Origin of the sequence: Fusicatenibacter saccharivorans, from assembly GCF_027667425.1 — a bacterium.
In the GTDB taxonomy this organism is placed as follows: domain Bacteria; phylum Bacillota; class Clostridia; order Lachnospirales; family Lachnospiraceae; genus Fusicatenibacter; species Fusicatenibacter saccharivorans.
In genome coordinates this window covers 333,735-357,496 of sequence record NZ_JAQEGR010000001.1, presented here as the reverse complement: position 1 = coordinate 357,496, position 23,762 = coordinate 333,735, and the positions used below count along the sequence as shown (strand labels likewise).

Here is a 23,762-nt window from a genome sequence, read left to right as displayed (position 1 = left end):
CTCTATTTCTATAGCACCTTGAAAAATTCATATTTTGTAGTATAATACCGGATTTCTTCGGATATACGCTGGTATTCCCTTCCTTGATTTTATACAAGTACCGGATTTTGAGCGTAATGTCCTAAACCCTTCACATAGTTGAAGAGTTTTCTGAAATTCAATGCTGCTATCTTGGAACCGAAAAAGAACTTGCCCCGCTGTTTCCCACGAGGTATCTTTTCCAAGTGGTAATTCTTGCGTATATTCGATGGAACAGTTTCCACTCCATTACGCAGCCTTGTATAATTTTTGAATTCTTTGCTATTCATGTTCCGTTGGATTTTCGCACGTTCATGCGCTGCTTTGGATGTTACTATTTTTGCAACCTTCTTAAAGATCTTCGGCTTGCATTGATCCTGCTACGGACAGTTGGCACACTGCTCATGCAGAGAGGAAACGGCACACTGATTGCTTGGTTTCATATAAGAACAGCTTTTCGGTGCATGGCCGGCTGGACATCGGAGGACTTTTGTTCCCTCTTCGTTGAATTCAAAATCAGCAAGGATATCCGGAGCCGGTTTCTCCGTCAGACTTGTGGTAATCAGTTCTACGTTTTTATGAGCTGCAAGTTGTGTGTTTTCTGTTCCACTATATGCTCCATCCGTGACTATAACAGTCCGTTCTTCCTGGTTATCCATCTGCGCAAGGTGCTCCTGGATAAACTGACTGTCACTATGGTTGTTTTGCTCATACTGGTACTCTGTTACAACAGAACCATTGGCTCCAACGGATTCTTCAAGATTAGCAGCATATCCTCGATGCTCTTTTCCTGCTTTATTCCGGAATGTCGCTTCAGGGTCAGAAGGATTCTGCAGCATGGTTGATTTCATGCCGCCGTCTTCTTTCGTGCGGAGTCTTCGGTTTTCATTTTCAACAATGGTCTGTTCTGACAGGCATCTGACAAACAGATCATACTCTGTTGAATCATTGTAATCAGACTCACACAGAGCAAGAAGTTTATCCGCATCCGTTAAGAGTTGCTTCATGCGCTCATCTGCATCGGTACTGCGCTGACGATAAATCACTCTGTTAAAATCGTTAGGATCGATATAATGTTTTAAATCGTCAGACAGAACGGAACCATTGATTTTATTCACATACATCGCCAGCTTTACAATGCAGGTGTATATCAGTTCCATTCGGCTGAGCCTGCGGACGTTGGATTCGATCATCACGGAATCCATACGTCTGACTTTACCGCTGATTCCCATCAGTTTTGCAATGGAAGCACTTAAATCTTTCACACAATCATGGTAAAGATCCTTGTTGTGAAGTGTTTCATAATCATAGCGCCTCTTGCGGAAACGGCTTAAGGTCTTGTCACTCAAAGGCTGTTCTTCAAAACTTGTTGTGTGCAGTGCGTACTGAATTCGAAAATCCAGCATAAGATTTTCGACCATCTCGTCATCGGAATAATCAAAAAGCTCTTTGATAATGAGCGCACCAACAATCACGTTGACCGGAGTATTCGGTCTGGATGCCTTATCGCTGTATAAGGCAGAAAAACGCTTTTCATCAATGGCAGGAAATATTTCATCGGCAAAGACTTTTGCCCAGGATTTTTCCAATGCTTTTTGTTCTCTGGCAGTTAATCCAGAAAAACTATCTGTAAATGACATTTGCTGGTAAGTATTTTCTTTGAATGACATAGAGATTGCCTTCTTTCCTACTAAGATATCTCTATTATACAGCAAGTAAACCATTTAGGCTTGTATTTACTACAAAATATATGAACTTTTCAAGGTACTATAGAGGGGCTTTTGACCCCAACATCATAGTTTTAAAATAATATAAAGCAAACGGATAAAAATATTTTCTCCGTCATAAACTTCAAAAAGAGAGGGAAAAACTTATGATTTTTTATTTTACCGGAACTGGTAATTCGCTTTGGGCTGCAAAAGAAATTGGAAAAGAGCTGAATCAGCCTGTTGAGAATATTATAAAACAGAAAACAGAAAGCAATTTTTTCTGCAAAGACGATATAATCGGTTTTGTCTTTCCTACCTACATGAGCGATCTGCCATGGATTGTAAAAGAATTTTTATTGAAGTTAACGGTCAATCCTGACTGCTATACTTTTGTCGTCATGACTTCTAACAATGGAAAAAGCGGAAATTCTTTTGTCAGCCTAAGTCAGGCACTTTCCCGCAGCGGTGCAAACCTGTCGGCTGTCTTTGATCTGCAGATGCCAGGCAACTGTTTAATCAGCTCAGAGCAGGAAAATCTGGAACGACTGAAAAAAGCACCGGAACGGTTAAAATCTATCATATCTTTTATAAAAGAACGAAAAACAAACTTTACATCTGACGGAAGTCTGCCAAAAGAAGATTTTGTTACTGCATCGTATTTTTATGGAGGACATTCTTGTGCAGCCTGTTATGCCTGTCTTCACTGGTGTCCCAAGAATGCTACCCTGCTTAAAGTTCCATTTTTGAAACATCGTCCGCAGTATCATCATCCAGATGTAACGCTGGCGGAAATCAAAGAATAAGTCTGTAAACGGCGCCCCGGTCCTGCATTCAGATGATCTGCAGGGCCGGGGCGCTTTGCAATTTATGTGCGTGTAAGATGTTGGCTTTTTATTTTCGCTCCGTCTCGCATACGATGATATGTTTGCTCTTCTCATACCCGGGAACTTTCCGGTCCGTGATAAAAATCGGTTTTTCGAAGTCTGCGAAGGTGACGGAGCTGATGCTGTTAAATTTGCTTGCGTCGCAGAGGACGTAGCACTGGCGGCACTGTTCCATGGCGGTCTTTTTGGTGACGGCCTCGTTGACGTCCGGGGTTGTGCAGCCGCTTCTTCGGGTTACGCCATTTGTTCCGAAAAAGCCTTTGGTGAAATGATACTCCTGGATCGTGCGGATTGCCTGGTTTCCGACGACGGCTTCTGTGGAGCTTTTGAGCTCGCCGCCTACCAGAATGACCTTAAACCCACGTGATGCCAGCCGCTGTGCGTGGGCAACGGCGTTTGTCACGAAAACGGCGGAGGTTGCCCGGATGAAATCGATCATATGCGCCGTTGTCGTTCCCGCGTCGAGAAAGACGAAATCGTCCGGCTCGATGAGGGATGCCGCATATTCTGCGATTTTCCGTTTGGCATCGCAGTTCAGCTCATTTTTCTGTGCAACGGTGTACTCGTGTGCCGTCACCTTCTGGCCGGCTTCCACGGCGCCGCCGAATACCTTTTCCAGCTTGCCCTCCTTGTCGAGCGCTGTGATATCGCGGCGTACCGTGGACTCCGATGTATCGAGAAGATCCCGGACTTCCGTCACGGTGATGCTTCCCTTTTCTTTTAACAGTTTCAAAATTATCTCATGTCTCTGCTGTGTTAACATTTCTTTCCTGCCTTATATTCTGCCACGTTTGTTTCCAGAATGATCTTGCGGAGCGGAAGGATGCTTCCCGGAGAAACGGAAAGTTCATCTACGCCCATCGCAAGGAACTCTTTTGTCAGCTCCTGGTCAGCGCCGAGTTCGCCGCAGATACCGGCCCAGATGCCGGCTTTGTGTGCATTCTCCACAACCATCTGAATCATGCGCAGGATCGCCGGGTGATGCGGATCAAAGAACGGATCCAGCTTTGTGTTCTGGCGGTCGATCGCGAGGGTGTACTGACTGAGGTCGTTCGTTCCGATACTGAAGAAATCAACCTCTTTTGCCAGCTCATCGCTGATGATGGCAGCCGCCGGGGTCTCGATCATGATACCCTGCTCTGGATTTCCGTACTCAATGCCCTGCTCAGCGAGAGAAGCTTTTACTTCCTCCACAATCGCTTTGATCTGGCTAACCTCGCCGACACTTGTGATCATTGGATACATAATGGCAATTTTTCCATATGCGCTTGCGCGGAACAGCGCGCGAAGCTGTGTCTTGAAGATCTCCGGCCGCGTCAGGCAGATGCGGATCGCACGGCAGCCAAGTGCCGGATTCTCCTCTTTTTCCATCTCGAAATAATCGCACTGTTTATCGGCACCGATATCGAGGGTACGGATGATGACGCGTTTTCCCGCCATCGTCTCTGCTGCCTGTTTGTAGATACGGAACTGCTCCTCCTCTGTTGGATAGTGATCCTGCTCAAGATAGATAAACTCGCTTCGGAACAGGCCGATGCCGCCCGCGTCGTTCTGCATGACAGCCGCAAGGTCTTTGATGTTTCCAATATTAGCATACAGCAGAATTTTCTGTCCGTCCAGTGTAATATTTTCTTTTCCCTTTAAGGTGAGGAGCAGTTTTTTCTTTTCCTCCTCCTCGGTGCGACGCTTCTGCATGGCAGCAAGAGTCTCCTTGTCCGGATCAACATAGATGGTTCCATCGGATCCGTCCACGATGCCGAGCTTTCCGTCTACGCTCTCATCCAGCGGAAGCGGTGTTCCGACCAGTGCCGGAATCGCCATGGTTCTTGCAAGGATAGCGGTGTGGGAATTTAAAGAACCGTGTACGGTAACAAAAGAAAGAACTTTGTCCTTATCCATCTGTACCGTCTCAGACGGCGCAAGGTCATCTGCCACGATGATCGCCGGTTCGTCGTTTAAGGATGCGTCGGTGTCGTCTCCGTTTAAGATGGAGATCAGACGCTCGGAAATATCCTTTACGTCTGCCGCGCGCTCTCTCATGTAATCATCGTCCATGGCAGAAAACATCTGCGCAAAGTTGTCGCCTGTCGTTGCAACGGCATACTCAGCGTTGACGCCCTGGCTCTTGATAATATTCTCGACGGACTCGTTGTAGCCGTCGTCCTCCATCATCATCTGATGTACCTCGAAGATCGCTGCATTGGCCTCGCCAACCTCTTTGCATGCTTTTTCATACAGAACGCCAAGCTGTGCGATTCCTTTTGCCTTTGCTTCCTCAAACCGTGCCATCTCCGCATCCGGATTTTCTACTTTCACACGTTTTACCTGACGCTCATTCTTTTTGTATACGCGGATCTTTCCGATCGCAATGCCGGAAAATACGCTTTTTCCCTGATAAATCTGCATAAGTTTTCTCCACCTTTGTTCTCGATATCCGAATTTTCTGTCCAGACAGCCGGAGCGTGTTTAAAAAAGATTTCTTAGTTTCAGAAAGTTTTTCAAACACGCTCCTGCCGATTACTATATTGTAATTCTCCAGAGCCCCATCTCAATTCCGCTTACGCTCCATTTCGATGTGGCTTCTCGCCATATGGAATTCCAGAAAAAAGCACTCATTCATGCAAGCATGATTCGCACTTTTTTCTTCCATTCCGCATGGCTCTGTAGAATTACAAGTTCTCTTTCATGAAATTGCTGATTGCTTCGTATGCAGCATCTTCATCTGCTCCATCGAAGGTCAGGGTAACTTCTTCGCCCTGTTTTACAGCCAGTCCCATGATGCCGAAGATGGCTTTGCAGTTCATGGCTTTTCCGTCTTTTGCGATCTTGATATCACAGGAAAATTCTTTGACTGCTTTTACCAGCATTCCTGCCGGACGAGCGTGGATTCCTTCTGGATCTGTTACAACATACTTAAATTCTTTCATGATTTTTTCCTCCCATAGGATCTTTGATATTTTTATTTTACTTTGTTTTCTGCCTTTTTTCTACTCTTTTATGCAACTTTTTTCTTTAAAACTCCAAGCAGAACTGCGGATACCACTGTTCCGATGACAACTGCCACCAGATAAAGCAGCGCATTTCCCATAACCGGTACAACGAAGATGCCGCCGTGCGGTGCCATTAAGGTACAGCCAAATGCCATGGAGAGCGCACCTGCGAGGCCAGAGCCGATGATGCAGGCCGGAAGAACGTGGATCGGGTCTGCTGCTGCGAATGGAATCGCACCCTCGGTGATGAAGGCGAGTCCCATGATGAAGTTGGTCGGACCGGATTCTCTTTCTTCTTTTGTAAATTTATCTTTGAACAGCAGGGTTGCAAGTGCAATCGCACACGGAGGAACCATACCGCCGATCATAACGGATGCCATAATGTCGTAGTTTCCTGCTGCGATGGCTGCTGTTCCGAATACGTAAGCTGCTTTGTTGAACGGGCCGCCCATGTCGATGGCCATCATGCCGCCGAGGATCATGCCAAGGATCAGCTTGCTGGATCCGCCCATGGAAGCAAGACCATTGTTCAGTACCGTGTTGACGGTTCCCATGATCGGCTCTACAATGAAGAGCATCAGAAGTCCCATCGCAAGGATGCCGACTACCGGGTAAATCAGAACCGGCGCAATCTTTTCGAGTGCTTCCGGAAGTTTCTCACATGCTTTGCGGAGGCCAAGGATAATGTAGCCTGCTGCAAAACCGGCAACGAGTGCTCCAAGGAAACCGGAGGTTCCGCTCGATGCCATCATACCGCCGACAAAACCAAGGGCAAGTGCCGGCCGGTCGCCGATTGCCATGGCGATGTAGCCTGCAAGAACCGGGAGCATGAAGCCGAATGCCACGCCGCCGATCTGTTTGAACATCGCTGCAGCCGGGGTAATCGTACCGAAGTTTGATCTGGCTGCGGCATCAAGGGAGTTCATATCAACAAGAAGTCCGTCGATCAGGAATGCGATTGCGATCAGAATACCGCCGCCGACAACGAACGGAAGCATATGGGAAACACCATTCATCAGCTGGGTGTACAGCTGGTGGCCGATACCGCCGCTGTTCTTCTTCGTGCTTGCTGCGGCTGTCTGCGCATTGCCGCTCTTGTAAACCGGTGCGTTTCCGGACATCGCAAGCTCGATCAGCTCATCTGCTTTGCTGATACCGTCGGATACCTGGCGCTGAATGACTTTCTTTCCGTCGAAACGATCCATCGGAACCTGTGCGTCGGCTGCAACGATGATGCAGTCCGCATCGGCGATTTCCTGTGCAGTCAGCACGTTTTTCGCTCCGCCGGAGCCTCGTGTCTCGACTTTTACGAAGCATCCTTTTGCTTTCGCTGCTTTCTCGATTCCCTCGGCTGCCATGTAAGTGTGGGCAATACCGGTCGGGCAGGAAGTAACGGCGAGAATCTTCACCTGATTTTCTTTTGCTTCCACCGGCTCTGCAAGACGCTCATCTACGCTCTTTTTCTCTTCATCGGCGCGGTCGATAATGGCAAGGAACTCTTCCGGTGTCCTTGCGTTTCGAAGGCTCTTGGTGAACTCTTCATCCATCAGCATCATGGAAAGTTTACTTAAGACATCGAGGTGAACGTTGTCTTTCGTGTTCGGCGCTGCGATGAGGAACAGCAGGGTGACCGGCTCTCCATCGAGAGAATCAAAATCAACGCCGTTCGGGATAACCATGGCTGCAAGGCCCGGTTTGTTTACTGCATCACATTTTCCGTGCGGAATCGCAATTCCCTCTCCGATTCCTGTGGTGCTCTCTTCTTCTCTTGCGTAAACCTGTGCGCGGTACGCATCTTCGTCTGTGATCTTTCCGCTTTTGACCATCAGCGCTACGGCTGCGTCAAGCGTTTCCTGTTTGCTTTTCGGTGCGGCATCCAGCGCAATACTGCGGATGTCCAGCAAATCTGTGATTCTCATGAGACGTCCTCCCTTTTATTTTGTAATCTGTTCGTAGACAGATGCAATTTCCTCCCGGGTTGCAAGGTTTTCAGAAAAAGCACTTGCACTTCCCGCTGCGATTCCCATATGGAACGCATGGAGGTAATCTTCTTTTTCCATGTAGCCTGCCATGAATCCGGCTACCATCGAATCGCCTGCGCCGACGCCGTTGATGAGCTTTCCTTTCGGGGCCGGAGCTTCAAAGACCTCACCGGATGCGGCAACGAGAACGGCTCCTTCGCCTGCCATGGAAACCAGAACGTTCTGTGCGCCCTTTTCCTGCAGCTGTTTTGCATACGGAACAACTGACTCTCTTGTCTTTAATTCCACACTGAAAATCTCACCGAGCTCGTGATTGTTCGGTTTGATGAGGAACGGGTGGTACGGCAGAACCTTCATCAGCAGATCACGGGTCGCGTCTACGACGATGCGGACGCCCTTGCCGTCGAGCATTTCCATAATTTTCTGATAGGCATCATCTGCCATGGATGACGGGATGCTGCCTGCGAGGAAGAGAACGTCGCCCTCGCCGAGTGCGGAAAGCTGTTTCATCAGCTCTTCCACTTTTTTCTCCGGGATTTCGGGTCCCTGTCCGTTGATCTCAGTTCCGTCAATGCTCTTTAATTTGACGTTGATGCGGGAATATCCTTCTTCCAGCCAGATGCAGCCGTTTTTAATTCCCATCTGGTCGAGACGGCCGGCGATTTCTTTTCCGGTAAAGCCTGCCAAAAATCCGAGCGCTGTGCTCTCAATTCCAAGGTTTCCAAGTACGGTCGATACGTTGATTCCTTTTCCGCCCGGAAGCATCAGCTCGGAGCTTGTGCGGTTGGTAAGGCCGAGCTTGAAGTCTTCCACCGATACAATGTAGTCCAGAGACGGATTGAATGTCACTGTGTAAATCATATTTCCCTCCTGCTTTATTTTGATCGTGTTTGCTTTGATGAGCTTATTATATCGTCATATTCGCTCAAAATCAATCATTAATATTTCATGAATTTTACCTTCTCTTTTTGTCGCATTTGCATAAGTTTAGAGTTTTATGACGGATTCCCCCGTTTTATCGCCCTGTTTTGACCGAGTTTGACTGATCGTCATCTTTTCTTCCTTGTCACGCATCGATCACTTTATTCTCTCCATTTCGGTCATTTTTTATCAGACACTTTCTTTCTGTTCTCATTTTTGTACTTTACTTTTTCCGGATTTGGTACTAAAGTGAAAAGAAATCAAAAAAAGAATTTCCAGAAGAGGTGATTTTATTTGAAACGATACTATATTCTTCACTATTTTGATCCCGCCAATGTGGGCAGTTTTCTGCTTGTCTCACTGCTCGGCCTGATTCTGGTGCTTGCCCTTGTGCTTCTGATTGCAAAATTGCAGATTCAGCGGCAGCTAAAAGAGGAGACAGAGGAAAAAGCGAAAAAAATACGCCGGAAGAAACACCAGCGCAGGCAGTATCAGGTTGTGGAAAGCTTTTATGAGCTGGTTTTCTCCGGCACTTCGATTCTTCTCTTCCTCTCCCTCTATTACATTATCGATGAGCGTCTGCCGCAGATTTCGATGTACTGGGAGAAATATCAGGATGTAGTGCTTCTTGTCTTTATCGTGCTCTCCGTCTTTCTGACGAGCTGGCTCGATGTGGTTCTGGTAAAGCTCACGCACCTTGACCCGGAGCAGAAGGCGTCGGTGCGGCTGATTTCGGTCTTCTATATTGTACTGATTCTTCTGTACATCCGCTTTATCTACGAGGACACGAATTATGACGGGCTGATTCTCTATTTCCTGACGCTGACGGTCGGCCGCTTCCTGTATTTCGACTTTACGGTCAAGAGTTTTCTTGAAACGATGCGGGGCGTGTTGGAAAATCTACCGCTTCTTGTCATCATGAGCGCCTACTCCGGTTTCGTGTGCTGGTATGGGTTCCATGTCGGCTTTCTGCTGAAATCAAATGGTGTCATTTTGAGCACCTTTCTTGCCCATCTGTTTATGGACTGCTCGATCTTTCTGCTCCACAAAACAGGAATTTTAAAGCATGTGATACGAAAAATTTAAAACCGGCATTTTTTTACCAACCATATATCAAAAGCTCTGCAGATCAGAATTTTGCATTTTCTGTTCTGCAGAGCTTTTCTTATTTAACGTTCTTTTTTACATGCCAAACAGCAGTGCAAAGCCATGTACGACAAAAGCTGCCAGCCAGGCGATCACACACTGGGAAACGACAACACCGGCTGCCCATCTGCCGCCAAGCTCCCGCTTGATGGAAGCGACTGCCGCCACACACGGCGTATAGAGGAGGCAGAAAACCAGAAGGCTTAATGCGGAAACCGGTGTCAGGATTTCGGTCAGCTGCGCGGTCGTGCCGAACAGTACGGAAAGTGTCGAGACGACACTCTCCTTTGCCATAAATCCGGTTAGAAGGGCGGTCGATACTCTCCAGTCTCCAAATCCAAGCGGCCGAAAAACCGGGGCGAGACGGCCGGAGACAACGGCGAGAATGCTGTCCTTGGAGTCCTCCACGACATTGAGATGCGTTCCAAAGGTCTGTAAAAACCAGATCACAATCGTGGCAACAAAAATGACGGTGAATGCCCGTTGCAGGAAGTCTTTTGCCTTATCCCACAAAAGCTGTCCGACATTTTTTGCCCCCGGCATGCGGTAGTTTGGAAGCTCCATGACAAACGGAACGGCTTCCCCCTGGAATAAAGTTCCCTGCATCAGCATCGCCATCAGGACAGCCATGAAGATACCACCGAAATACAGAAGAACCATCACAAGGGCACTGTATTTCGGGAAGAATGCGGCGGTAAAGAACGCGTAAATCGGAAGTTTTGCCGAACAGCTCATAAACGGAGTTAATAGGATCGTCATTTTCCGGTCACGCTCGGAAGGCAGGGTGCGGCTCGCCATGACGCCCGGCACGGTACAGCCAAAACCGACCAGCATCGGCACGATACTGCGGCCGGAGAGGCCGATTTTCCGGAGCAGCTTATCCATCACAAATGCCACGCGCGCCATATAGCCGCTGTCTTCCAGAATGGACAGGAAGAAAAACAGGGTGACGATGATCGGAAGGAAGCTTAAGACACTTCCGACGCCGTTAAAAATACCGTCAATCACAAGGGAATGAAGCACCGGATTGACGCCCCATGCTGTCATGGCGCTGTCCACGAGCTCGGTCAGTTTTCCGATCAGAACCTCCAGCACACTCTGCAGCGATGCTCCGATCACATGGAAGGTCAGGAAAAAGACAGCCGCCATAATCCCGGCAAAACATGGCAGAGCCGTATATTTTCCGGTCAGCACACGGTCAATTTTTGTGCTCCGCACATGCTCGCGGCTCTCTTTTGGTTTTACCACGGTCTCACGGCAGACTTTTTCAATAAAATTAAAACGCATATCCGCAATCGCCGCCGCGCGGTCCAGGCCACGCTCCGTCTCCATCTGACAGACGATATGCTCGAGCATCTCTTTCTCGTTTTCATCGAGGGCCAGCTGCTCCAGGATCAGCGCATCGCCCTCTGCCAGCTTGCTCGCCGCAAACCGCACCGGAATATCCGCCCTTGCGGCGTGATCCTCGATCAGATGCATGATCGCATGCAACGCACGGTGGACGGCACCGCCGTGGTCATTCGCCTCACAGAAGTCCTTTCTGCCCGGTTTTTCCTGGTATTTGGCCACATGGACAGCATGGGCAACCAGTTCATCGATTCCCTCGTTTTTTGCAGCGGAAATCGGGATAACCGGGATGCCAAGTCTCTCTTCCATCTGGTTCACGAGCACAGAACCGCCGTTTTCGCGTACCTCATCCATCATGTTGAGGGCCAGTACCATCGGAACGTCGAGTTCCATCAGCTGCATCGTCAGATACAGGTTTCGTTCGATATTTGTCGCATCTACAATATTGATGATGCCGCGCGGATGCTCGTTCAGAACGAAATTCCGGGTGACGATCTCTTCGCTTGAATACGGCGACATCGAATAAATGCCGGGAAGATCGGTGACCAGCGTGTTTTTCTGGCCGCGGATTTCACCGTCCTTCCGGTCTACGGTCACGCCGGGGAAGTTTCCGACGTGCTGGTTGGATCCCGTTAATTGGTTGAACAGGGTGGTCTTGCCGCAGTTCTGGTTTCCGGCCAGCGCAAAGGACAACAGCTCTCCTTCCGGCAGCGGATGCTCCTCTGCCTTATTGTGGTACTTTCCGCCCTCTCCAAAGCCGGGATGCGGAATTGCTTTCGCATCCGGCTGCTCTTTTTCTTTTACAGCGTCCCGCATCTCATCAATGGCAATCCGTCCGGCATCGGCGAGGCGGAGTGTCAGTTCATAGCTGTGAATCCGCACTTCCACAGGGTCTCCCATCGGTGCATACTTTACCATCGTCACTTCCGCCCCCGGAATGATTCCCATATCTAGGAAGTGCTGCCGCAGCGCGCCCTCTCCTCCTACCGTGCGGACGGTCGCTGTTTTGCCGATCGGCAGTTCTTTCAGTGTCATATATTTCACTCCTTATTGATTCTCATTATCAATAGTAAGTATATGACACAATTCGACTGCGGTCAAGCAATTGCCATTATTTCTCTTTTTGTTTTTCTTCGAGCTTCTTCTGTACACTCGGAAACAGCTCCAGATCCGTGTGTGGGATTGCCTGGGCCGCTTTCATCATAGAGATGAAAGCGGCGACCTGGCCGAACTGGATGTAGACCATCTCGTCCAGAATGCGGTCAATATCGTCGATGCAGGTCCGATCCAGCAGGATTTTTTCTGCTCCCGCAAGCGACGTATTTCCGGCGCAGATCAGGCGGCTGCGGTCCATATCCGGGTACATGCCGATCGTGATGGCGGATTCCTTTGAAACGTGCTTTCCAAATGCACCAGCCGCGTAAAACCGGTCAATTTCTTCCATGGAAATGCCGGATTCACGCATCATGTACTCAACCATCGTGTAGGCCGCTGACTTTGTACGAAGGAATTCGGCGATATCACTCTGATAGAAGCACAGCCCTTCACTATATTCAACGCACCACTCTCCCGTCTCCGGGTCTTCCTTGATCTTTTCGGACCGCTCCGGCTGCAGGGTACCGAACAGGTTGATCCAGCCATTTAGGAATAATTCCGCGAGCAGATCGATAATGCCGGAACCGCAGATGCCCTTTGGCTTACCCTCTCCGATTACATGGCACTGGATTTTCCCGTCTTCTATTTTTACCGTATCAACAGCGCCTTCTGCAGCTCGCATGCCGGTTTTGACCACGCCGCCCTCGAGCGCCGGACCGGCAGCGCCTGCGCCGCAGAGCAGAAATTCCCGGTTTCCGACGACAAGCTCGCCGTTCGTTCCGATATCAAAAAAAACGCTGATCGTTTCTTTTTTATAGAGTTCCGTTGCGATCATACCGCTTAATATATCACCGCCCAGGTAATTGGATTTTCCCGGCACGCAGTAGACACATCCCTTCATGGGAAATCCCATCTCTTTCGCCGGAAGGAATCCGACGCGGTCTGCGCGCACGGCGTACGGGGATGAAAAGACGCAGAACGGATCCAGTCCCAGCAGGAAATGGATCATCGTTGTGTTGCCGGATACGACCATTGAGAGAACATCCGACGGCGCAATTCCTGTCTTTTGGCGAAGTTTTTCAAAGAGCAGTGTAAATGTCTCCATCGTACACGCACGGATGTCCTGCAGTACCTCCGGTTTATCCTTACAGGCAAAGATTCTCGTCAGAATATCGGTTCCATAGGCAGTCTGGCGGTTGTATTCGCTCTCCTCGGCAAGCACAGTACCGTCGCTGCAGTTTACCAGGCGCACAACGACGGTCGTACTTCCAAGATCAGCGGCATAGCCGTAATGCTCTGCTGCTGTATCGCCCGCTTCCAGATCAACCACCTGCCAGATGCTTCCATTCCATGCGAGGGAAACCGTTATGTTATAGTCTGCCTCATCGCAGATGGGATACAGTTTCTGCAGCGCTGGAAGGGTAAATGATGCGGTGATTCCTTTCTCTTTTAATGCATCCAGTATCCGCATCTGGCTGGAGCGGGCGTCCTCCTCCGTCGGCGGGACCAACCCCAGATACTGTTTCTGTGTTATTCCTCTATTCATTATTACTTCCTCATTTCCTGATCATTTTTCTGTTTCTTATTGTAGCACTTTTCTCTTTTCCAGAGAACTTATTTTTTTCACATTTTTACTACATTTCCATCACAGATTCCCATTATACTGCAAAGCATAGAAACAAAAAAGGAAGCAAACAAAACCGGAAGCCGATTCCGGAACACAGTTTAAAATACAGATACCAGAAAGGAAGCATTTATTATGATGGACTACAGAAACAACTACAATAACGAAAACGAAACCAATAATGAGAACATGATGGCAGCAGAGCAGAACAGCTTCAACGGAAAGAAACCTTCTTCCAAAAACAAAAAAGCTGCTAAGCTTGCAAAAAAAATCGGAGCCATCGCCTTAAGCGCAGTTCTGTTCGGCGGTGTTGCCGGCGGTACCTTCCAGGCAGTCAACCACTTTGCCGGAAGCACGACAGCCACTGCAACAACAACCACTGCACAGCAGACGACTTCCAACAGCAGCCTCTTAAAAGCCGCTGCCACATCCTCAAGCTCCACTTCCACCGGAACGATGGATGTTTCCACGATTGCGAAAAACGCAATGCCGTCGATCGTCTCCATCACAAACCAGTCCGTACAGGAAGTACAGAACTACTTCAGCATGTTCGGTTACGGTGCCCAGACTCCGCAGACCGAGGAGACCACAAGCTGCGGTTCCGGTATCATCATCGGAAAGAATGACACCGAGCTTCTGATCGTCACCAATAACCATGTAGTAGAAGATGCCGATACTCTTTCTGTTAGTTTTGTAAACAATCAGGTCTGCAAGGCAAATATCAAAGGTACCGATGCCGATAACGATCTTGCCGTCATCGCCGTTCCGCTCTCCGAGATCCCGGATGACACGATGAGCAGCATCGCTGTTGCCACGATGGGCGATTCTGATTCCGTTGAGGTCGGCGAGCAGGTCGTTGCGATCGGCAACGCACTCGGCTACGGCCAGTCCGTTACGACCGGTATCATCAGTGCTGCAAACCGTGTGATCGACAGCGATTCCTCTTCTGACGGAAGCTCCGATGGAACAACGGCAGATACTTCTTCCACTGATACAACCGGAAAGACCTACTTACAGACCGATGCAGCCATCAACCCTGGCAACAGCGGCGGCGCTCTTCTGAACATGAACGGAGAGGTCATCGGTATCAACTCCGCAAAACTTGCTTCTACAGAGGTAGAGGGCATGGGCTATGCAATCCCGGTCTCCCGTGTTTCCGATATCATTGAAAATCTGATGAATGAGCAGACCAGAACAAAGGTTGCCGCAGAAGATCAGGGAACGATCGGCATCAAATGCCTCGATGTCAGCAGCCAGATCCAGCAGGCATACAATATGCCGGCCGGCATCTATATCTCCGAAGTAACCTCCGGCGGTGCCGCTGAAAATGCAGGTCTGAAATCCGGATACGTTCTGACCAGCTTTGACGGACATTCCATCACCTCCACCAGCGAGCTGAAATCCCTGCTGCAGTATTACTCTGCCGGCGAAACCGTCGAGGTGGAAGTACAGGTTCCAGACAACGGATCCTATGAGACAAAGACCTTCTCCCTGACCCTCGGAACGAGCATCAGCTCTTCGGATGATCAGCAGAGCGATTCCCAGCAGAATGCGGGTTCATCCCGCTCTGCAGAGGGAGGAAATACCCTGACCTCCGCTACTCCTTCGATCTGACTGCCCGCTCTCCCGTGAAAGAAATCCATAAATAAAAAACATCATAAGCATGAAAGAAAGGCCCCGAAACATAACTCCAATGTTTCGGGGCCTTTCTCCTATTCTCTTAATCCATTTCTTATTTTTCTGCTCCTGCAACTGCCTCGCGGGCTGCTTTCTCTTCCGGATCTTCATCCAGAATGGAGAATGCAATATTGGTTGCATGGTCCGCGACACGCTCGAGTCCGGATACAAGATCGGAGAAGATCATGCCGGCTTCCGGCGTACATTCGTTGCGGGTCAGACGCTCTACATGCTTCTGCTGCAGATCCCGCTCCTCCTGATCAATGGAATTTTCAATATCAATGATCTCCTGCAGGTGCTGCAGATCATTCTTTGCAAACATTTCGATCGACTCATCGAGAATTTTTAATACCATATCCAGCATCTCGGAAAGATCCAGTTCGCCCTGTTTGCTGAAGGTCACATTGTCATTCGTCATCTGCACAGCAGAATCTGCGACATTTTCGGCATGATCACCAATCCGCTCGATATCATTGACCACATGGAACAGCGCACCGATGCGCATAACGTCTGATGTCGGCAGCGATGCCTGATTTAAGTGAACCAGATAGTTCGTAATCTCTTTGTTCAGGAAATTAATATTTTCCTCGACACGGTAGACCTCGTCGATTTCTTTCTGATCGCGGGTCACCAGCGTATTCATCGCGCGAATCAGGTTGGTCTCTGCCATCTGTGCCATACGCTCCATCTCACGGACAGCCTGCAGAACTGCAGTCGTCGGGGACATCGCATGTTTCGAGCTGATGTAGGCAAGCTCGAACTTTTTGTCTTCCTCGTCATTTCCGCGGATGATAAAGTACGTTGCCTTCACCAGAAGCGGGGTAAACGGCAGCATCAGGAGTACCTGGCATACTTTGATGATCGAGTTTGCATTTGCGATCATACGGCCTGCTTCGTTTCCGGAAATACCCATAAAGAAGTCAACTACCTGTTTTCCAAACAGCAGGAAAATAATGGAGCAGACAATCGTTCCGGAGATGTTGAACAGCAGGTGGACACATGCCGCACGTTTTGCATCTTTTTTGCAGCCGAAGCTGGCAAGAATCGCGGACATCGTACATCCGATGTTGCATCCAAGCATCATAAACAGACAGATCGGAAGTCCCATCAAGCCCTCTCTTGCAAGAAGCATGATGATTCCGACCGTTGCAGAGTTACTCTGCAGAATCGCGGTAGCCACCCAGCCGACTAAGAACGCAAGAAACGGATTCGTCAGGGATCCGAGGGCGTTAACGACTGCCGGGATCTCTTTTGCTTCGTTCAGGGCTCCTGAGATACCGGAGATACCCATAAACAGAATACCAAATCCCAAGATAACCTCGCCGAGACGGCTGATCGTCAGATTGTTCTTTACGAACATAACCATCAGAACACCGATGATGACAAACAGCGGCGCGATATCCGCAAGGTCAAACGCAATCAGCTGTCCGGTAACTGTCGTACCGATGTTTGCTCCGAGGATAATTCCAGGAGCCTGTGCCAGTTTCATCAGACCGGAGTTTACGAAGCTGACCACCATAACGGTTGTAGCGTTGGAGGACTGAATCAGCGCGGTAAAGAAAATACCGACCAGAAGACCGATCACACGGTTCTTCGTAAATACCTCCAGAATGCTTCTCATCTTGGATCCGGCAACCTTCTGCAGTCCTTCACTCATCAGCTTCATTCCATATAAGAAGAAGCCCAGACCGCCCATCAAAGACACTATTACACTCATATTCTTTTTTCTTCCTTGTCTTTTTCTGATGTCTTTTCAAAATCCCTGTCAAAGCATTTTCATGTTTTGGTCTCAATATTTTACATTTCCTTAACGCAGATTTTACAAGACACCTTTTTTATCATAAAAGAAATCATGACATTTGTCTATAGAAAAATTAAAAATTTCGACAAGAAATTTTCAGATTCTTTTCGTTTCTTTCTTGCATTCTACTTGATAATATTGTAACATTTAGGATGTTTCCATATTATGAGGCGACATTTCCGCCTACAAAATTCAAAAGGAGAGAAAACTATGGAAAAGTTTAGCAAGCTGATGGAAAACACATTCAAGCTGCGGGAAAATGGAACAACGGTCAAAACCGAGATCATCGCCGGTGTCACCACGTTCATGACGATGGCGTACATTCTTGCCGTCAACCCGAACATCCTTTCCTCCACCGGCATGGACCACGGCGCTGTCTTTACCGCAACGGCTCTGGCAGCCTTCCTTGGCACCCTGCTCATGGCACTTTTCGCCAATTATCCATTCGCTCTGGCACCAGGAATGGGCCTCAACGCCTATTTCGCCTACACCGTTGTTCTCGGCTACGGATATAGCTGGCAGGCAGCCCTGACCGCCGTTTTTGCAGAAGGTATCATCTTTATTGTACTTTCTCTGACCAACGTCCGTGAGGCGATCTTCAACTCCATTCCGGTCAGCCTGAAATCTGCAGTCAGCGTCGGCATCGGTCTGTTCATCGCATTCATCGGACTTCAGAATGCAAAAATTGTACTGTCGAACTCTTCAACCGTGGCAGGCCTCTATTCCCTGTCTTCCTACAATGCCAACCTGCAGTCTGCAGCCACATTAAACGGAACAGAGTATGTGGCAGGAACGTTTAACGATGTCGGAATCACCGTTCTGCTCGCAGTCATCGGTGTTATCCTCACCGCCGTTCTTGTCGTACGCAATGTAAAGGGAAACATCCTCTGGGGAATTCTTGCAACCTGGATCCTCGGCATGATCTGCCAGGCATGCGGTCTCTACGTTCCGAACCCGGCAAACGGCTTCTACAGCCTGTTCCCGGATTTTTCCAACGGACTTTCCATTCCAAGCCTTGCCCCGATTTTCGGAAAACTGGATTTCTCCATTCTGAAAACAGGCGAGTTCTTCGTGATCATGTTTGCATTCCTGTTTGTCGATATGTTTGATACCATCGGAACTCTGATCGGTGTATCTTCCAAGGCAAACATGCTCGACAAAAACGGAAAACTTCCGCGCATCAAGGGCGCGCTGATGGCAGATGCTGTTGCTACCTGCGCAGGTGCTGTTCTTGGTACTTCTACCACAACGACTTTCGTTGAGAGTGCTTCCGGCGTTTCCGAAGGCGGCCGTACCGGTCTTACCGCTGTTACCACTGCAATCCTCTTCGGCCTCGCTCTGTTCCTCTCCCCGATCTTCCTTGCCATCCCGTCCTTTGCAACGGCTCCGGCACTGATCGTGGTAGGCTTCTACATGCTGACCAACGTAGTCAACATTGATTTCAGCGATCTTTCCGAGGCGATTCCGTGCTACATCTGCATCGGAGCAATGCCATTCTTCTACAGCATTTCCGAAGGTATTGCCATGGGAGTTATCTCCTACGTTGCAATCCAGATCCTGAGCGGAAAAGCAAAAGAAAAAAAGATCAGCGTGATCATGTACATCCTGGCTGTTCTGTTTATCTTAAAATACCTTCTTCTGTAATGGCTTTTTAACGATACAGAACTGCATAAAAAGGCTCCTGTCCTACAGATTTTATTCTGTGAAACAGGAGCTCTTTTTATGCTCTGAATCAAAAATTTTTATTCTGCCAGGGTCCGGTAAAAGCAGGTACGGTTTCCGGTGTGGCACGCTGCGCCGACCTGTTCTACTTTGGCAAGAATTGTATCGTTGTCGCAGTCAATCAGAAGCTGTTTTACATACTGCACATGGCCGGAGCTCAGTCCTTTCGTCCAGAGCTCATTGCGGCTTCTGCTCCAGTACGTCATTTTTCCAAGGCGCAGTGTCGTCTCAAACGCTTCTTCATTCATGTAGGCGAGCATCAGCACTTCGTCATTTTCCGCATCCTGTACAACAACCGGAACCATGCCGTCGCTGTTTGTCTTAAAATCCGCCCAGGTAAAATCACATTTTAATGCTTGTTTCATGTCTTGTTCTCCTCTTTTTCTGCTCTTACAGGCTGCCCTTGGTCGAGAGCACGCCGGCAATTCTCGGATCGAAGGAAGTTGCCTCATCGAGTGCCTTCGCAAATGCTTTGAACATCGCCTCGATGATGTGGTGGTTATTTCCGCCGTCAAGCACTTTGATATGCAGATTCATCTGCGCCGCATAGGAAACGGCGTAGAAGAATTCTTTTACCATCTCGGTCTCCATCTCTCCTACTTTCTCCCGCGTAAATTCTGCCTGGAAAGAGAGATACGGTCTGCCGCAGAGGTCAACGGCCGAGAGCACCAGTGTCTCGTCCATCGGAAGGATTCTGTCGCCGTAGCGGCGGATGCCCTGTTTGTCGCCGACTGCCTCGCGGATTGCAGTTCCGAGCACGATACCGGTGTCCTCGATCGTGTGGTGGCCGTCTATATCAAGGTCTCCATCTACAGAAACGGAAAGGTCGAAAAGACCGTGGCGGGCAAAGCCGTCGAGCATATGGTCAAAAAAGCCGATGCCGGTGTGGATGTCGCTCTTTCCCGTTCCATCCAGATTTAATGTCATGCGGATCTTTGTTTCTTTTGTCACGCGTTCTACGCTGGCTGTTCTGTTCTCCACTTACTCTTCCCCCTCAAAACGGACGGCAATCGAATTGGCGTGTGCCGTCAAGCTCTCTGATTTTGCAAAGCTCTCGATATCCTCGTGGATCTCGGAAAGGGCTTCTCTGGAATAATAGATGATGCTGGATTTCTTCACGAAATCGTCTACGGACAGCGGGGAGAAGAATTTTGCGGTTCCGTTCGTCGGCAGGATATGGTTCGGGCCGGCAAAATAGTCACCGAGAGGCTCGCTGGAGTTCTCGCCGAGGAAAATAGCACCGGCGTTATGTACCTTCATCATATCCTCAAACGGGTTCTTCGTCACGATCTCGAGGTGCTCCGGTGCGATGGCATCTACGGTGTCGATCGCTTCCTGATGCGAATCGGTGACAAGGATGTAGCCGAAGTTGTCCAGTGATTTGGAGATGATGTCGCTTCTGGAGAGGACTTTTAAGAAACCGTTTACCTCTTCACTTACCTTCTCTGCCAGTTCCTGGGAGGTGGTAATGAGGATCGCACTTGCAAGCTCATCATGCTCAGCCTGGCTTAAGAGATCGGCTGCCACGAACCGCGGATTTGCAGTCTCATCAGCAAGGACAAGAATCTCACTTGGGCCTGCGATGGAGTCGATGCTGACATTTCCGTATACGGCTTTCTTTGCAAGGGCAACGTAGATGTTTCCAGGTCCTACGATTTTATCGACTTTTGGAATGCTCTCGGTTCCGTAAGCAAGGGCTGCAATTGCCTGTGCACCGCCGATTTTAAAGACGCGGTCCGCACCGGCTTCTTTTGCTGCCGCAAGGACAACCGGGTTGACTTTTCCGTCTCTGCCGCACGGCGTTGTCATGCAGATTTCTTTGACTCCTGCCACTTTTGCCGGAAGAATGTTCATCAGAACAGAGGACGGATACGCTGCCTTTCCTCCCGGAACGTATACGCCGACACGGTTCAGGGCGGTCAGCTTCTGGCCAAGCATCGTTCCGTTCTCGGTAGAGGTGAACCAGCTGTTCTGTTTCTGTTTTTCGTGGAACTCACGGATATTTTTCATGGATCTGCGGATGACACCGATCAGCTCTGGATCTACGATGTTGTACGCCTCATCAATCTCTTCCTGTGTTACTTCTACGGTAGAAGCATCGAGTACCGCGTGGTCGAATTTCTCGGTATATTCGAAAACGGCTGCGTCTTTTCTTGTTTTTACATTCTCAATGATCTCCTGCACGGAAGCCTCGTACGTTCCGTACTGTGTCGGGCTTCGTTTCAGCATATTCTCCAGAATATTTTCTGTGGTCTCTTTTGTCAGTTTTACGATTCTCATACCAGTGCTCCTTTCAGATCCTGAATTAATTTGGTAATTCTCTCATTTTCCATCCGCATGCTCACCTGGTTGACAACCATGCGCGCAGACAGCGGGCAGACCTCCTCGAGAACGGTCAGGCCGTTTTCCCGTAAAGTGCTTCCTGTCTCTACAATATCCACAATCACTTCGGAAAGTCCGACAATCGGTGCCAGCTCGATCGAGCCGTTCAGCTTGATCATCTCAACGGTCTGGTGCTTGCGGTTGTAGAAGTAATCCTTGGCAATGTTTGGGTACTTCGTTGCCACACGGATCTGCTGGTTGTGCTGCAGCAGCTCACGCGCGGACTCCGGTCCGCAGACACACATGCGGCACTTGCCGTAGCCAAGGTCCAATACCTCGTAGAGGCGTCTTCCTTCCTCCAGAATCGTGTCCTTTCCGACGATTCCGATATCCGCTGCGCCGTACTCCACATAGGTCGGCACATCCGGACCTTTGGCGAGGAAGAAACGGAGCTTATGCTCTTCGTCCGTGAAAATCAGCTTTCTCGTATCTTTATTTTTCATTTCATCGCAGGTGATGCCGACTTTTTCCAGCAGCTCCAGCGTCTGGTACGCCAGGCGTCCTTTTGTCAGTGCAATGGTCAAATATCTCATCTTTTTCGTACCCTTCCTCTCCTACAGCTCCACCGGCTGTACTTCTCCTGTCGACAAATCGATAGCAAGCACCGAATCGCTCTTCTGAATATAGACAATGCCGCCGAACTGGTTCTTTCTGCCGTATTCTTCATAATCTGCAAGAACCTTGTCCCTTGCAAAGCAGACCAGCGCGACATCCATGCCCTTGCTTCTGTGCTCGTTAGCAAGTTTTACGGCCAGCGGCTGAAGAAAATCCGGGTAGAGCAGCATCGTTTTCGTATTGGCAATCGGAAGAGAAATTTTCTGGCGCTCCAGTGCATTCATCAGAGATTCCATGACAGTACAGAATCCGATCGCCGGCGCTTTCTTTCCGAAGTGCTGCAGCAGTGCATCGTAGCGGCCGCCTTTTACGATCGGCTCGCCGGTGCCGTAGGTGTAGGCCTGGAAAATAATACCGGTGTAGTAATGGAATTTGCTTAAAAGGCCGAGATCGAAGAAGACGTATTTTTCATAGCCGTAATCTTTAACGATCTCATAGATCGTAGCCAGACGATCGAGTGCCTCTCTTGCCGCCGGATTTCTTGTAAGGCCTTTTGCCTTTTCGAGAATCTCTGCATTTCCGAACAGTTGCGGAACATCACGGAGTGCTTCAAACAGATCACTTCGAAGGTTCTGTTTTGCCAGCAGCTCCTCGGCGCCAAAATGATTTTTAATGGAAATCAGTTCTTTTAATTCGTTCAGAACATCCTCGGCGAGCGCAGCTTCCTCGGCGAGCGCCTGGAAGAAACCTACGTGGCCGATGCTGATCTGGAAATCGGTAAGACCGGCATCCAGCATAACTTTTACGGTCATCGCAATGATCTCTGCGTCTGCCATTGCGGAATCATCGTTTAAGAGCTCGACGCCCATCTGGGTGGACTCTTTTAAGCGGCCCTGATAGCTGCTGCTGTTGACGAAGCTGCTTCCTCTGTAGCAAAGGCGGATCGGCATCGTCTCTTCCATGAAATACATGGAGGCTGCGCGTGCAATCGACGGGGTAAAGTCCGGACGGAGCACAAGGGTGTTGCCGTCGCGGTCAAAGAATTTGTAGAGCTCGCGGGACGGTGTTGTTCCCACTTCTCTTCCGAATACATCAAAAAACTCGAACGTCGGTGTTTCAATATCCTGATATCCAAACGCATGAAATACCTGCTCAATCTGATTCTCCAGGTATAATTTTTTCGTACATTCCTGATTGTAGACATCCCGGACGCCTTCCGGGGTATGAATTAATCGATCCATGTTTTGTTGTCCTCACTTTTTCGCTTTAGTTCACTACCATATTACCATATTGAATTTAAAACTATGGTTAGTATATCGGAAAACATTTTCCCTGTCAACTCAAAATTTTAATCCGCTTTCGAATCCCGTATCTCCAGATCCTTCTGGATTCCGTTCAGGTACGGGACGAGAACGCTGCTTCCCGTTCTGGGAAGGAAGAATGACGTTTCAAGCTCGGTGTAGGAAAAATGCTTCTTTCCGCCGTTCTGTCCGCGGTCCCAGAAGGTTTTCATCGTCTCATACCGCAGGTAATAATATTCGTCCCGCGCCGTAAAATACAGCAGCAGGAAGGAAATCCCCCCCTGCTGCTCGAAATCTTTCATAAACGTGACCTGGTGCTCGTGGATGTTTGCGAGCGGAAAGGAATCCGTTTTGCACTCTTTGGCATCGAAGCAGACGGGAATGCCCTGTACAGCGCCGATGTAATCAACGGTACTCTTCTTTTCAAAATAAGCCAGCGTGATGTGTCTGCTCTCCTTATCTATTTTGATCGGGGTGATCGGCGTCGGCACCTTCTGGATCAGTGCCAGATGCTTGTCACGGTACTGCTCGTTTGTGCGGTTGATCATTTCCTCCAACGTTGATCCGCGGAGTCCCCTCGATGTCCATGCCATAATTCCTGTCCTCGT

18 protein-coding genes and 2 pseudogenes are annotated in these 23,762 nt (G+C 49.1%); 4 read left to right on the top strand and 16 right to left on the bottom strand.

Annotated features, from left to right (window positions below; translation table 11 throughout):
- Window positions 1–89: 89 nt before the first annotated feature.
- Together PGS38_RS17615 and PGS38_RS01635 are read right to left on the bottom strand one after the other, a co-directional pair.
- Window positions 90–386: pseudogene (locus PGS38_RS17615) on the bottom strand (transposase); the annotation flags it as partial.
- A 12-nt stretch (window positions 387–398) separates the two neighbouring features.
- Window positions 399–1,688: a transposase gene (locus PGS38_RS01635; protein WP_243037963.1), complete on the bottom strand. Its 1,290-nt coding sequence runs from the start codon at window positions 1,686–1,688 to the stop codon at window positions 399–401.
- A 203-nt stretch (window positions 1,689–1,891) separates the two neighbouring features.
- Here PGS38_RS01635 and PGS38_RS01630 point away from each other — a divergent pair, with 203 nt between their 5' ends.
- Complete coding sequence (locus PGS38_RS01630; RefSeq protein ID WP_118594765.1) at window positions 1,892–2,530, top strand: EFR1 family ferrodoxin; 639 nt, start codon at window positions 1,892–1,894, stop codon at window positions 2,528–2,530.
- A gap of 88 nt (window positions 2,531–2,618) precedes the next feature.
- Here PGS38_RS01630 and PGS38_RS01625 read toward each other — a convergent pair whose 3' ends face one another.
- The 5 genes from PGS38_RS01625 to pfkB all read right to left on the bottom strand — a co-directional run bounded on the left by PGS38_RS01625 (window position 2,619) and on the right by pfkB (window position 8,444).
- A complete protein-coding gene (locus PGS38_RS01625) occupies window positions 2,619–3,374 on the bottom strand; it encodes a DeoR/GlpR family DNA-binding transcription regulator (RefSeq protein WP_118594764.1) in 756 nt (251 codons plus the stop codon).
- Window positions 3,368–5,017: a phosphoenolpyruvate--protein phosphotransferase gene (ptsP, locus tag PGS38_RS01620; RefSeq protein WP_118594763.1), complete on the bottom strand. Its 1,650-nt coding sequence runs from the start codon at window positions 5,015–5,017 to the stop codon at window positions 3,368–3,370. The genes PGS38_RS01625 and ptsP overlap by 7 nt, the downstream gene beginning before the upstream one ends.
- A 263-nt stretch (window positions 5,018–5,280) precedes the next feature.
- On the bottom strand, window positions 5,281–5,538 hold the full coding sequence (locus tag PGS38_RS01615) for an HPr family phosphocarrier protein (protein ID WP_022463097.1): 258 nt from the start codon (window positions 5,536–5,538) through the stop codon (window positions 5,281–5,283).
- 68 nt (window positions 5,539–5,606) lie between these two features.
- Window positions 5,607–7,520 (bottom strand): PTS fructose transporter subunit IIABC, encoded by a 1,914-nt coding sequence (locus PGS38_RS01610; RefSeq protein ID WP_055226349.1) that lies wholly within the window; start codon window positions 7,518–7,520, stop codon window positions 5,607–5,609.
- A 15-nt stretch (window positions 7,521–7,535) separates the two neighbouring features.
- Window positions 7,536–8,444, bottom strand: coding sequence for a 1-phosphofructokinase (gene pfkB, locus PGS38_RS01605; RefSeq protein WP_117804080.1), 909 nt, complete (start codon window positions 8,442–8,444; stop codon window positions 7,536–7,538).
- Window positions 8,445–8,798: 354 nt separating this feature from the next.
- On the opposite strand from pfkB, the gene PGS38_RS01600 reads away from it, so the two are divergent.
- A complete protein-coding gene (locus PGS38_RS01600) occupies window positions 8,799–9,590 on the top strand; it encodes a hypothetical protein (protein WP_022463094.1) in 792 nt (263 codons plus the stop codon).
- Window positions 9,591–9,686: 96 nt separating this feature from the next.
- Here the strand turns inward: PGS38_RS01600 and feoB are convergent, their stop codons facing one another.
- Window positions 9,687–12,032 carry a ferrous iron transport protein B gene (gene feoB / locus PGS38_RS01595; protein WP_055265179.1) on the bottom strand — a complete coding sequence of 782 codons (2,346 nt, stop codon included), beginning with the start codon at window positions 12,030–12,032 and terminating at the stop codon, window positions 9,687–9,689.
- Window positions 12,033–12,108: 76 nt separating this feature from the next.
- Window positions 12,109–13,638 (bottom strand): ASKHA domain-containing protein, encoded by a 1,530-nt coding sequence (locus PGS38_RS01590; protein ID WP_117508985.1) that lies wholly within the window; start codon window positions 13,636–13,638, stop codon window positions 12,109–12,111.
- A gap of 213 nt (window positions 13,639–13,851) precedes the next feature.
- Between PGS38_RS01590 and PGS38_RS01585 the strand changes: the two genes are divergently transcribed.
- A complete protein-coding gene (locus tag PGS38_RS01585; protein WP_118594762.1) occupies window positions 13,852–15,330 on the top strand; it encodes a S1C family serine protease in 1,479 nt (492 codons plus the stop codon).
- Between the two features lie 118 nt (window positions 15,331–15,448).
- Here PGS38_RS01585 and PGS38_RS01580 read toward each other — a convergent pair whose 3' ends face one another.
- Entirely contained in the window at window positions 15,449–17,110 is a 1,662-nt protein-coding gene (locus tag PGS38_RS01580) for a Na/Pi cotransporter family protein (RefSeq protein WP_055265183.1), read from the bottom strand.
- A gap of 312 nt (window positions 17,111–17,422) precedes the next feature.
- On the opposite strand from PGS38_RS01580, the gene PGS38_RS01575 reads away from it, so the two are divergent.
- Window positions 17,423–18,838 (top strand): NCS2 family permease, encoded by a 1,416-nt coding sequence (locus tag PGS38_RS01575; RefSeq protein ID WP_118594792.1) that lies wholly within the window; start codon window positions 17,423–17,425, stop codon window positions 18,836–18,838.
- 98 nt (window positions 18,839–18,936) lie between these two features.
- Here PGS38_RS01575 and hisI read toward each other — a convergent pair.
- The 6 genes and pseudogenes from hisI to PGS38_RS01545 form a co-directional block, all read right to left on the bottom strand.
- Window positions 18,937–19,251: pseudogene (gene hisI / locus PGS38_RS01570) on the bottom strand (phosphoribosyl-AMP cyclohydrolase); the annotation flags it as partial.
- 55 nt (window positions 19,252–19,306) lie between these two features.
- Window positions 19,307–19,897 (bottom strand): imidazoleglycerol-phosphate dehydratase HisB, encoded by a 591-nt coding sequence (gene hisB / locus PGS38_RS01565; protein ID WP_118600648.1) that lies wholly within the window; start codon window positions 19,895–19,897, stop codon window positions 19,307–19,309.
- Window positions 19,898–21,196, bottom strand: coding sequence for a histidinol dehydrogenase (gene hisD, locus PGS38_RS01560; protein WP_118659159.1), 1,299 nt, complete (start codon window positions 21,194–21,196; stop codon window positions 19,898–19,900).
- Complete coding sequence (gene hisG, locus PGS38_RS01555; RefSeq protein ID WP_022461875.1) at window positions 21,193–21,831, bottom strand: ATP phosphoribosyltransferase; 639 nt, start codon at window positions 21,829–21,831, stop codon at window positions 21,193–21,195. The genes hisD and hisG overlap by 4 nt, the downstream gene beginning before the upstream one ends.
- A gap of 21 nt (window positions 21,832–21,852) precedes the next feature.
- Window positions 21,853–23,094, bottom strand: coding sequence for an ATP phosphoribosyltransferase regulatory subunit (gene hisZ, locus PGS38_RS01550; protein WP_118600646.1), 1,242 nt, complete (start codon window positions 23,092–23,094; stop codon window positions 21,853–21,855).
- Window positions 23,095–23,201: 107 nt separating this feature from the next.
- Window positions 23,202–23,750, bottom strand: coding sequence for a Holliday junction resolvase RecU (locus tag PGS38_RS01545; protein ID WP_117509155.1), 549 nt, complete (start codon window positions 23,748–23,750; stop codon window positions 23,202–23,204).
- Window positions 23,751–23,762 lie beyond the last annotated feature (12 nt).